Here is a 12,555-nt window from a genome sequence, read left to right as displayed (position 1 = left end):
AATTCAACTTAATGAAGAAATCATTTTTTTTAATTGCTGTATTTTTATTTTCAACATTTTTCTTAACAGCGCAAAGTAACTATAAAGACTTTTGGGACAATCTTTTAAAAAACAATAGAGAAGAAGCGTTCAAAATACTTAATAAAAAAAAGGACAATTCTACGGAGTGGTTAATCCTCAATGAGATTTCTAGGATAGAATTAGGTCAGTTAGAAAAAAACAAAGATTTTATTGATAAATTTATAAAGCAAGACGATTTTGAACATTATCTATTTGCTTTTTGGAGTAACCCCTTCATTTTTGATGATTATTTAGGGGATGGATTTAATGACCATGTTGTAGAGGCAATAAATAAAATTACTCCAGATAAAGTTGAAAATATTGATTTAGTAGATGCCTTAGTATATCTAAGATCAGCCGAGAGACGCCATTTTAATGATTGGGAATCTTATTATCAACAAAATTCTAAGATTAATAGTATTAAGGACTGGCAATACTGTGGTGCTTTTGAAAATATGAACAAAAGTGGTATTGATAAATTTTATGAACCTGAGACTCAAGCAAGCAATGATATGGTTTTTGATGCAAGAAGTAATGGTTCTTTAAAATGGTATCCAGGGATTGGCAAAAAAGAAGCGTATCAATTTTATGAAAATCATGTTGAATATGGATCAGGTGTCCATTATGCTCAGACATTTATTACATCTTCAATAGATCAACGTGTTACTTTAAGACTAGGTAGTGGATCTGCATTTAAAATATTTTTAAATGATATTGAAATTTTTAAAAATGATAAAGATGTCAATACAGACCTTAACGGTTATGAGCTAAAAGTTAATTTACCCAAAGGTACAAACCGACTTTTAATAAAATCTGCAGAAAGTACTTCTACTTCCTATTTTATGCTTTCAATTTTAGATGAAAACAAAGCTCCATTAGACAATTTTATGGTTTCGAGCCAGCCTGTCACCTACAATTCATCAAGTTTAGATCAATTAAACCCAACGGAAAAAGAAAATGATTTTGAAAACTTTTTTAAATTAAAGGTTAAGCAAAATCCTGAAGATTTTTTCTATAGTTATGCTCTATTTAATACTTATATAAGAAACTCAAAGTATGACGAAGCAAGAGCTGTAATTTTACCTTTTTACGAGGAATACCCTCAAAGCTCTTTTTTAAGAAAAGCACTTATTACTACCTATAAGTTAGAAGGCGACTCAACTTCTATTAATGAATTAAATGAAAATATCGAAAGAGATGATCCTGAATATTACCTGCCAATCCTAAATAAAATAGGTAATTACAACGAATTATTAAGGATGAGTATGACGGATTTTGAGGATTATATTGCTAAACTTAAAAAGGCATTCGATTCAAAACTAATTCATGCATCAGCAGATTTCTTTTATTATGCTAGAAAGGAAAACATGGTAGAATTACAAAAGACGCTAGACGCTATTAATAAAAATTCTATCGGGAACCAGAAGTTTAATCTCACTTTTATTCCACTCTATGATCAGATTTTTCAAGATCAGGATAAAACAGTTAAACTGCTAGAGGATATGATATCAAAAACATTTTCTATAAGGGCGGAAAATAAGCTCATTAGATATTACGAAGATAGAAATCAGAAAGACAAATGTGTAGACCTAATTACTAAATACTATGATGAATTAAAAACTGACAATGCTTACATAAAACGAATAGTAGATAAGCTAATAGAATATCAAAGATATAAAGAAGCATTGCCTTATGTAGATCAATTATTGGAGAATTATCCTTATAGTTTTGTCGCTATGGAATATAAGGGTGATATATTGAGACAGCTAGATAAAAATAAAGAAGCACTTAAATATTATAGACAAGCATTAGAACATAACAGTGCTGACTCTGGTCTCAGAAAAAAGATAACTGATCTTTCTAAAAAAGAAGATATTATTAAAGATCTTATTATTGAAGATGTTTATGCTTTTGTAGATAAACACAGAAATAAAATTACCAAGAATAACTATGGTTTTAATATTCTTTTAGATGACAGTAATGTTGAGATATACGAAGAAGGTGGATTTAAATATCGCTATATATATGTTTATGAGATAACTTCTAATAATGGAGTAGAAACTTTTAAAGAATATAACCTAGGGCTAACAGGATCTTATAATATTTCAAAGTCTGAATTAATAAAACCTAGTGGTAGTATAGTACCAGCAGATAGGAGAGGCTCATCTTTGGTATTTACAGATATAAGTATTGGTGATGTAGTTTATATTGATTATGAAGGTACTAGGTCTACATCTGGACGATTTTACAAGGATATCTCAGATAAATATCAATTTTACTCATTTCATCCAATAGTAAAGTCTTCTGCTAAGGTGTTAGTGCCTAATACTACCAAAATTAATTACGAGTTTATTAATGGTGATTTAAAACCGACAATTAAGAAAAAAGATAAATATACACTTTATCAATGGGATGTAAATAATCCTGAAACTTTACCGTATGCTGAAGATTATATGCCAAACACAGTTGATGCTGTTGGGTACCTACATTTTAGTACAATACAAGAATGGGATGATGTATCAGAATGGTATTCGGATTTGGTGAGATCGAGAATAGAAATAAATGATTTAGTAAAAGCAGAGTTTAAAAAATTGTTTCCTAATGGCCATGAAAATCTAAGCGAAGACGAAAGAGCAAAGATTATTTATAATTATGTAGCCAAAAGTTTTAATTATAGTTATGTGAGTTTTAGACAAAGTGGATTTATTCCTCAAAAACCTGCTAAGACAATTAATACTAAGCTTGGTGATTGTAAAGATTTTTCAACATTATATATTACCATGGCGAAAATGGCAGGCCTTAAATCTAATCTTGTACTAGTTCTTACATCAGATTATGGTAGAAATAATTTGGTTTTACCAAGTACCGATTTTAATCATTGTATTGTTAAAGTTTTTATAGATGGAAAAGAGCAGTTTTTAGAATTAACAGATAAATATTTACCTTACAAATCATTACCTACTAGCTTAAGAGGCGCTACAGCATTAGAAATTCCTTTTGATTCTGAAGATAATTCAAAAAAGTATAATCTTATACATCTAGATAATGTTAATAGAGATTTCTCTGAAATAAAAAATGTAGTTACCTTAAATATTTCAGAAAAAGACATGAACCTTTTGATAAATACAGATGTAAAAGGGCATAATACTTCCTATTACAATCAAGTATTTGATGAGCCAAATCCTGAGGTTATAAGAAAATCTATACTTGAAGATTATAAAGGTAAATTAGTTGACGATTTTAATCTAAATAAGGTTAGTGATATTTCAAACTCTAATGATGGTGAGACTGTTTCATATAAATCAGACCTTACTATTAATAAAAAACTTAACAGTATTGGGTCTATAAAAATTCTACAACTGCCTATTATAACACATCCTTATGAAAGCTCAATTATTCAATTAGAAGAAAGAAATTTCCCTATTGATTACATACAATATGAGTATGTTGATAACTATGTTACGGATTATATAATTGATTTGGACGCATCACAATCATTCGTTGAGATACCAGAAAGTAAATCATTTACATTCAAAGAGCATTCTTATAGTATAACTTATGAAAACCCTCAACCTAACAAGTTAACAGTATCAATAAAATGTAAAACATCTTTAGATAATATTAGTCCAGAAGATTATGCTGAATATAAGCTATATGTAAAAAGTATTTTAGATGCTGAAGCAGAATATATAGGATTTAAATAATGCTGTATAGTTAGTGTATAGGTAGATTTTAAAGTTAGCTGTAAACTGTTTCATATTTTTAGAAAAATTAAAAGTATGAAGCAGTTTTACATCATAACACTATTTATATTAATTGGTACTAAGCAATTGTTTTCTCAACAAACACCAATTGATTTTTCTCAACAGGCTCATCAGTTTACTGCTTTTGCAAATAGTGGCTTTGCATTTAATGTAGACCCAACAAATCCTAGCAATGATGTCGGTCAATTTTTTAATGATGGCTCACAGGATTGGCAAGGCTTTTATTTAGATTTGTCTAATCCAATAGATTTGGCTTCAGAACAGGTCTTAACCTTGTCCTTTTATCAGTTCGATCCTAATATGCATACCATTATGGTGAAATTAGAGAATGGTACAGAGCCAGATGTAGAGGTGGTTCAGACTAATTCAGGATCTGGTTGGTCTTACGATTTATCTTTCGATTTTTCAAATGCTATCTTAAGCGGAAATGGATCTTCTATAAATGCTATGGGAACATACTCTAGACTTGTAATTTTTATTGATGGCGGAACTATGACACCAGGCACATATCTTATAGACGATATAAATGATGGTTCCGAGGCTACAGATCCTTATGAGTTAGATGTTATTTATGAAGACTTAGTGTGGGCTGATGAGTTTGATAATAATGGAGTAGTAGACACTAACAAATGGTTTCATCAAACACAATTACCAGCTGGTGGCAGTTGGTTTAATGGTGAGCAACAACATTACACCAATCGTATTGAGAATTCGTATGTAGAAAATGGATTTTTAAATATTGTGGCTATAAAAGAGAATTTTACAGACCAAGGTGAAACTAAGCAATATACATCAGCACGTTTAAATTCTAAATTCGCATTTACTTATGGTAGAGTAGATGTTAGAGCTAAGTTACCAGAGGGTAATGGTACATGGCCAGCAATTTGGACTTTGGGTAAAAATATTAATGAAGCAGGCGCATATTGGCAAACTCAAGGCTATGGTACTACAGGATGGCCAGCTTGTGGGGAAATAGACATTATGGAGCATGGATTAGGACCAGTAAACCATGTAAGTAGTGCCATACATACACCATCTAGCTTTGGAAGTACAATTAATTACCAGTCCTTTATTTTGAATGATGTTGCCAACGATTTTCATGTGTATTCCATGAACTGGTCACCAAATCAAATTACGTTTTTAATAGATGGAGTAGGTTTTTATACGTACAATCCTGCTCTTAAAGATGCAAGTACATGGCCTTTTGATGAAGATCAGTATCTACTTCTTAATATAGCAATGGGTGGAACAGCAGGTAGTATAGATTCATCATTTTCACAAAGTGAAATGGTAATAGATTATGTAAGGGTCTATCAGAATACATCTCTTGGTCTAGAAGAAATAGCTCAAGAGAAATTTTCTGTTTATCCAAACCCTGTTTCGAGTAAAGTTAATATTGGCAGCAATGTTGAAATAAGTAGTATAGCGCTTTATAGTACCTATGGACAACTCATTGTTGAGAAAAAATCAAATACTGATGTATTAGATGTAAGTCAATTAAACCATGGAATTTACATGCTTAAGATAACATCTAACAATCGTATAATTACAAAGCGAATAATAGTTAACTAGTAGTTAACGTAGTCTACTATTTCTAGTCCATAACCTATCATACCAACACGTTTGGTCTGTAAGCTGTTAGATAATAAGTTTATTTTGCTAATTTTTAAATCGTGTAGTATTTGAGCTCCAATACCAAAATCTTTAGAGTCCATAGAAATTCTTGGTGCTTTTACCAATTTTCCTTCTTCTTGGCTTTCTTTTAGAACAGATAAACGCGATAACAAGTTCATAGACTCAGCTTGCTGATTAATAAATATAATGGCGCCTTTTCCTTCCGTGTTAATAGCGTTAAACATATCATCTAACTTTTGGTCAGCATTGTTTGTTAGCGTACCAAGAATGTCATTATTAACTAGTGTAGAGTTTACACGCGTTAATACTGTTTCGTCAGATTTCCATGTGCCTTTTGTTAATGCAATATGAACTTGATTGTTGGTTGTTTGTAGATATGCTCTCAGTCTGAATTTACCAAAACGTGTCTCTATATTGAAGTCTTCTCTTTTTTCTATTAAAGAATCATGCTCCATGCGGTAAGCAACTAAATCTTCAATAGAAACAATTTTTAAGTCAAATTTTTTAGCGACTTCCATGAGCTGAGGTAATCTTGCCATGGTACCATCTTCATTCATTATTTCTACAATAACACCAGCAGGTTCAAAACCAGCTAAACGTGCAAAATCTATTGCTGCTTCAGTATGTCCTGTACGTCTCAGTACACCACCTTCTTTAGCAACTAAGGGAAATATATGACCAGGTCTTGCTAACTCAAAAGGCTTTGTGTCTTTATTAACTAAAGACTTTATGGTCTTTGCTCTATCACTTGCAGAGATACCAGTGCTAACGCCATTTCCTCTTAGATCCACAGAAACAGTGAAAGCTGTTTCCATTGGGTCTGTGTTATTTCTTACCATCATGTTAAGTTCTAATTCTTCACAACGATGCTCTGTAAGTGGTGCACAAATTAACCCTCTGCCATGAGTTGCCATAAAGTTGATCATCTCTGGAGTTACCATTTCAGCAGCAGCTAAAAAGTCTCCTTCGTTTTCACGATTTTCATCATCAACTACTATAATTACTTTGCCTTGACGAATGTCTTCAATGGCTTCTTCGATGGTGTTTAACTTGGTATTTGTGTCCATAGCAATATTCATAACCTAAGAATTTAGTTATGCAAAGATACGGTTATTTAATGTTATGAATACAACTTTGATAGAAGTCGTAAGTAATCTTATTTCTAAGAATAATATATTTTAAAGGGTAGAGTGGTAGTGATAAAATTAAAACCAAAGGATTAATTCTCTTATCTTTCTGACCTATGGTTGTATAGAATTTAGAGTACACATAAGCATCTACAACAACATAAATGGCGAAGAATATAAAGGCAATTATACTTAAACTTAATGCTGCATCAGCCACCTCTGGTAATTTGTTGTTTTTACAAATAAAGTGCAATCCGAGTAAAGCACCACCAATAAGAAAACTAACCAAGCTTGTTTTAGAGTAATCTTTGTAATCTTTTAGTAATGACTTACCTTTTATGAGTTTATCATCTACTTCTAAACCTTCTTCTTTTAGATTTTCTAAAGGAATATTTCTATTTAAGAGGTTGTGCAATGCTATTTCCTTAGGTTTTTTGTCAAGATCAAATTCACCTTGTTCTTTTATCACACCAACTAATTCTTCTACTGTATACTTCTTATAATAGTTATAAGATTTAGTTTCGCTTTCTGAAAGTTGAAATTTGTTCTTAGGTGTAAACAATCTTTTTAGAGGAACTATTATTGCATCAAACTGAAAAACACCTTTATCATTTGTAGCTCTTGTTGTTAAATAAATACTCAATGGAAGCATAACAGCGGTTGATAACCATGAACCAATTATAGGACTAAAACTTCCTTTTTCAGCACTGTTTTTAGCGAATATGCCAAAGAAATGATAGGTTAAGAATAGTACAACTGCAATAACAATTGGTAGTCCTAAACCACCTTTTCGGATTAAAGCACCAAGAGGAGCACCCACAAAAAATAAAATTATACATGCAATTGCCAGAACAAATTTATCATGAAAAGCTATAATGTGTTTGTTCAACCATATAGCTTTAGTTTCAAAGTTTTTTTTGTTAGAGTCTATTATTTGATTTGTACTGTTAGCAGAATTTAGAGCAAGGTTAATAATCTGTCCTTTCTTACTTGTGGAAAATAGATCTAATATATTACCTGTAAACAATGAATCCTTTTTGGTGTTAATATTTAGATTTAAAGCTGCATAAGTGGTTCTGTTATACAATGTGTTTGATAAAGACTTGTAATCCTCTTTTCGTTGACCCTTTAAGCTATCTATTGTGTAATTAAGCTGTTCAATATTGAGCATTGAGTGTTTTCCCTTGTAATTTTTTTCATCAAGGTCTTCATCATTTAAAATTTCTAAATCTATATTAATTGTATAGCTATCAAAGTAACTTTTGGCATGAGGTCTATTTACGTTCCTACGATTATCTTTATCTATTATTTCTTCGTAATAATTCCCATTAATAAGTTCTAACTGTAATATATTAGAGTCTTCGCTGCTTTTTAATTCACCTTTTTCAGATATTATGACTTTGTAGTTTCCACGTCTTACAGAACTTTTGTCGTGTATAATTACATTCTCTAAATATTGACCTCTTTCACCAGTTTTTTTATCAACCTTAATATTTATATTTCCGATCTCATTAAACTGACCTTCAGCAATGGCGAGTGCAGGTTTCACTTTAGCAATATTTCGTCTTAGGTTGTAAAAGTTATACTCTCCCCAAGGAATAACATTATTTGCAAAAAAGAAACAAGCAATACCAAGCCCAACAATAAAGACACTCAGACTTCGCATTGCTCGCTGTAATGAGATACCTGTAGATTTCATAGCAGCAAACTCATAGTTCTCGGCAAAGTTTCCAAAAACCATTATTGACGATAATAATATGGTTAGAGGCACAACCAAAGGAATGAGCTTTGGCATGTAATAAAGAATAAACTTCGCGGTTACAGAAACATCCAAATCTTTACCTGCAAGCTCAGATATATAAAGCCATACACCTTGAAGTACAAAGATGAACATGAATATAATAAAGACGCTAAAAAACGTCCTTAAAAATGTGATAAGTATGTACCTATCTAATATTTTCACACATTAAGTATTAAAAACCTTAGTCTATTCTATTGATAAAGTAATCTGCGTATTTACTTTCGTCAAAAGTAAACAAGGTTTTTGAGATAGGTTGGTCGGTTTGAAAAGAATTAACAGTTAATGTTGTTTTTGTTCCGTTTTTACCAACTTCAATAAGGTTATATATGTGTTTTGTAGTAGCATCAATACCTAATAAAACATGCTCTATTTCAGAATTGGTATCCATAGGACTCAATTTTACATACTGAATTTTTCTTCCTTGTACATTCTGAATAATATCCATTTTATAAGTATAGCCATCTTCGTAAAACGATAACATTTTACTTGGAGTAATTGTGCCTTCTTCGTCAGTGTTGTCTGAAGAAATTGTAACTTCTTCATCTTCAGGACTTATGGTGTAAAGTGTTTTGCCATCAAATATCCTTGTAACTCCTAATATATTTAGCTTATACTTTTCGCCTTCGATAACAACATCTCCACGAGTCTCTTGGCTCATGTTCTCTTCATTAACATTATTCAGTTCGTATTTAAAGTCAATAGAAATGTTTTTATAGCCTTTTATTTTGTTGCTTACTTCTGTTAATAGTGTTTCTGCTTTTGCATCATTTTGTGCAAAACCTGTAAAACCTAAAGTAATAAATGCTAAAATTAATAATCGTCTCATTTTATATAAGTATAATATTATTGTTGTTCATTTTCTAATAATTGATCCAGAGCTACTAAATCTGGTACTAAAACCTGTCGTGCTTTACTGCCTTCAAAAGGGCCTACAATACCTGCAGCTTCTAACTGATCTATAATTCTACCGGCTCTATTGTAGCCTAGTTTTAGTTTTCGTTGTAATAAAGATGCCGAACCTTGTTGCGCAGTTACAATAATTTCAGCAGCTTCTCTAAACAACTTATCTCTGTCTGCAATATCTATATCAAGATTTGTGCCACCCTCTTCACCAACATATTCTGGTAGCATGTGCGCATCTGGATATGCTTTCTGAGAACCAATAAATTCTGTGATTTTTTCAACTTCTGGAGTGTCAACAAAAGCACATTGCAAACGAATAAGATCGTTACCTTGTGTATAAAGCATATCTCCACGACCAATAAGTTGATCTGCACCTGAGCCATCTAAAATGGTACGAGAATCTATTTTACTTGTTACTCTAAAGGCTATACGTGCAGGGAAGTTAGCCTTAATAATACCTGTAATTACATTAACCGAAGGACGTTGTGTTGCTATGATTAGATGAATACCAATAGCACGTGCCAACTGTGCCAATCTGGCAATTGGTGTTTCTACTTCTTTACCAGCTGTCATAATTAAATCCGCAAACTCATCAACAACTAATACAATGTATGGTAAGAATTGGTGACCGTCATTAGGATTTAATTTTCTAGCTTTAAACTTAGCGTTATACTCAGCAATGTTTCTACAAAATGCATTTTTAAGCATTTCATAACGGTTGTCCATTTCTATACAAAGTGAGTTAAGGGTGTTAATCACTTTTGTGTTATCTGTAATAATGGCATCTTCACTATCTGGAAGTTTTGCCAAATAATGGCGTTCTATTTTATTAAAAAGCGTTAATTCTACCTTTTTAGGATCAACCAAAACAAACTTTACTTCGGCAGGATGTTTTTTGTATAATAACGAAGTTAAAACAGCGTTTAGACCAACCGATTTACCTTGTCCTGTTGCACCAGCCATAAGCAAGTGAGGCATTTTGGCTAAATCTACCACAAAGGTTTCATTGCTAATGGTTTTACCAAAAGCAATAGGCAATTGCATTTTAGATTGCTGAAACTTTTGCGATGCAATCACAGAACGCATAGAAACTATTGTTGATTTCTTGTTAGGAACCTCAATACCAATAGTTCCTTTACCAGGAATTGGTGCAATAATTCTAATACCCAAGGCAGCAAGCGATAAAGCGATATCATCTTCAAGGTTTTTAATTTTTGAAATTCTAATACCAGCATCTGGTACAATTTCGTAAAGTGTAACCGTAGGACCAATAGTTGCTTTTATACTGGTAATACCAATTTTGTAGTTGCTTAGTGTTTCTACAATTCGGTTTTTATTTTCCTCAAGTTCTTCCTGATCTATAGAAATACCTTCATTGTCGTATTTCTTCAATAAATCTAAGTGTGGAAATTGGTAGTTGCTTAACTCTAAAGTTGGGTCAAATTGCCCAAAATCTTCAACAAGTTTGTCAGCCAGATTATCAGTTTCAGATTTTTCTTCTTCTACTGTTTCAACTTCAACCTTTAGCTCTGATTCTAATTTTGGTTCTTCTTTAAGCTTCGGCTCAACTTCAATATTTAAAGGCTTTTTATCTTCCTTAGGTTTAGAGTGATTGCTTATTGTAGGCTCTGGTTTATCCAAAGAAATCTCAAAAGCAGATTTAATTGCTTCAGCTTCTTCGGTAAGGCTATTGTCAACAATAGCAGTTTGCGTATTATCTTCTGTGCTTGGATTCATATCATTTTGAAAATCCTTTTTTGCACTACTAAATAGTTTAACAAATGTATCTCCAGTAACTTTAAATCTTAAAGCCAAATAGGCGATGAGTCCAAAAAGAAGTAATAAGGCAGTTCCAATTTTGCCAATATAATCTTGAAAGAAGTGATTCATTTCATAACCAACAGTTCCACCAAGGATATCGAATTTATGAGTGAAGAATCCAAAGAAAATGGACAGCCAAATAACGATTAATGTTCCCCAAATCCAATGTTTTCTCAGTTTTGCTTTATTAAGATTAAGTGTTACATAAACTCCGGAAAGAAAAATTAAACCAGAAAAAATAAAAGATGGTATACCAAATCCTTTACTTATAAACAGTTCGCTAACCCAAGCACCTAGTTGACTTGCCCAATTTTTATAAGTCTCTGAACGTTCTGGGAAATTACTTAAAGCACTCTGATCTTCCTTACCTGTGAATATAAAAGACAAAAAGGAAATAAATAAAAGTACTCCCAAAATAATCAGCAAACTTCCGAAGATTAATTTTTGCTGATTAGAAAGTGCAAGAGACGGTTTTTTAAATGTCTTTTTTGGCTTTGCCTTGGTTGTATTTTTCTTTTTAGTTGTTTTTTTTGCCATGTTATGCCGAATAGAATCGGTAACTACCTCAATACCTTTAAGGTGTATATTGTTTATTATATTTTTTTATCTCATTTGGAATCCCATTAACGAAATCTTCAATAATACGAAGATCTTTAGCAAATTGTGATCCCTCAAATCCAGAAATGTCTTCTGTTTTTATGTTAGAATTATAAAACTCTAAATATTTACTTGCCAAAGGTACAAAAGACCAATGCCATTTTTCTTCATTATATCCTGTTCTTCCATTATTTTTATTGGTATAAACCTGATAAAACCCAAAATTGTTGGCATGCTCTTTTAACCATGTGTAGGTTTTTAAACCTTTTCCGGTGTTAAAATACGAATTATTTAAACTATTCAAATCTATATCTGTTCCCCAATGATGTCTAGATGTTGAAGGCATGGCACTATATTCTAATATTTTTTTAGCTCTATTAATTGGGTCTATATTATTGTATTTGTTCCATTTTCGATTCCAAATCGCTTTTTGTTCATAGAAATTTCGTGTGCCAGATATAATCTTTAAATCAATACTGTCTTTTTTAGCTGCTTTAACCATTTTTAGAAAAGCTTGATATACTGAGTGGTTAAGGTAAATTTCTTTTGCTGCATATCTGCTTTCAACTTTTACAAAGGTAGAATCTGATTTGTAGTCAAATTTACCTAGAACAAAAGCAGAAGTAATATTAAGGGTGTCTTTTGGTATGTTATTTTTTTCAATCTTAGTTTTTGCTTCAGTTTTAGTATTAACAACTGATAATATTTCTTTGGGCTTGTCATTACAGCTAGTTTGAAGTAGAATAAAGTAAAGTGAAATAAAAAATAGCTTCATTTTATTATACATCATAGGTCTAAGATTGATTAAGTTTTCAATCATGTAACGTAATTAAGCTAAGGTTTGGTA

General features: G+C 31.6%; 7 protein-coding genes. 2 read left to right on the top strand and 5 right to left on the bottom strand.

Annotation, left to right across the window (positions count from 1 at the left end):
* Nucleotides 1-11 precede the first annotated feature (11 nt).
* Both ACXAFS_RS09640 and ACXAFS_RS09635 read left to right on the top strand, forming a co-directional pair.
* Entirely contained in the window at nucleotides 12-3,764 is a 3,753-nt protein-coding gene (locus tag ACXAFS_RS09640; protein ID WP_475306625.1) for a transglutaminase domain-containing protein, read from the top strand.
* 75 nt (nucleotides 3,765-3,839) lie between these two features.
* Nucleotides 3,840-5,396 (top strand): family 16 glycosylhydrolase, encoded by a 1,557-nt coding sequence (locus tag ACXAFS_RS09635; protein WP_475306623.1) that lies wholly within the window; start codon nucleotides 3,840-3,842, stop codon nucleotides 5,394-5,396.
* On the opposite strand, the gene ribB is transcribed toward ACXAFS_RS09635, so the two are convergent.
* Genes ribB through ACXAFS_RS09610 form a run of 5 tightly spaced genes read right to left on the bottom strand, consistent with a single transcriptional unit; the run spans nucleotide 5,393 to nucleotide 12,528 of the window.
* Entirely contained in the window at nucleotides 5,393-6,538 is a 1,146-nt protein-coding gene (ribB, locus tag ACXAFS_RS09630) for a 3,4-dihydroxy-2-butanone-4-phosphate synthase (RefSeq protein ID WP_475306622.1), read from the bottom strand. The two genes, ACXAFS_RS09635 and ribB, sit on opposite strands and share 4 nt — an antisense overlap.
* 31 nt (nucleotides 6,539-6,569) lie before the next feature.
* On the bottom strand, nucleotides 6,570-8,549 hold the full coding sequence (locus tag ACXAFS_RS09625; RefSeq protein ID WP_475306621.1) for an LptF/LptG family permease: 1,980 nt from the start codon (nucleotides 8,547-8,549) through the stop codon (nucleotides 6,570-6,572).
* 19 nt (nucleotides 8,550-8,568) lie between these two features.
* A complete protein-coding gene (gene lolA1 / locus ACXAFS_RS09620; RefSeq protein ID WP_475306620.1) occupies nucleotides 8,569-9,213 on the bottom strand; it encodes an outer membrane lipoprotein periplasmic chaperone LolA1 in 645 nt (214 codons plus the stop codon).
* Nucleotides 9,214-9,230: 17 nt separating this feature from the next.
* Nucleotides 9,231-11,648: a DNA translocase FtsK gene (locus tag ACXAFS_RS09615; RefSeq protein WP_475306618.1), complete on the bottom strand. Its 2,418-nt coding sequence runs from the start codon at nucleotides 11,646-11,648 to the stop codon at nucleotides 9,231-9,233.
* 37 nt (nucleotides 11,649-11,685) lie between these two features.
* Nucleotides 11,686-12,528: a M15 family metallopeptidase gene (locus ACXAFS_RS09610; RefSeq protein ID WP_475306617.1), complete on the bottom strand. Its 843-nt coding sequence runs from the start codon at nucleotides 12,526-12,528 to the stop codon at nucleotides 11,686-11,688.
* Nucleotides 12,529-12,555: the final 27 nt, after the last annotated feature.

It is taken from the genome of Winogradskyella sp. ABM4_392 (assembly GCF_056160445.1).
This window is presented reverse-complemented; position numbering and strand designations above follow the sequence as displayed.

Coding starts and splice junctions, on each gene's coding strand:
- ribB (WP_475306622.1), bottom strand. CDS start 6,538: ATGAATATTGCTATGGACACAAATACCAAGTTAAACACCATCGAAGAA.
- lolA1 (WP_475306620.1), bottom strand. CDS start 9,213: ATGAGACGATTATTAATTTTAGCATTTATTACTTTAGGTTTTACAGGT.
- ACXAFS_RS09640 (WP_475306625.1), top strand. CDS start 12: ATGAAGAAATCATTTTTTTTAATTGCTGTATTTTTATTTTCAACATTT.
- ACXAFS_RS09635 (WP_475306623.1), top strand. CDS start 3,840: ATGAAGCAGTTTTACATCATAACACTATTTATATTAATTGGTACTAAG.
- ACXAFS_RS09615 (WP_475306618.1), bottom strand. CDS start 11,648: ATGGCAAAAAAAACAACTAAAAAGAAAAATACAACCAAGGCAAAGCCA.
- ACXAFS_RS09610 (WP_475306617.1), bottom strand. CDS start 12,528: ATGATTGAAAACTTAATCAATCTTAGACCTATGATGTATAATAAAATG.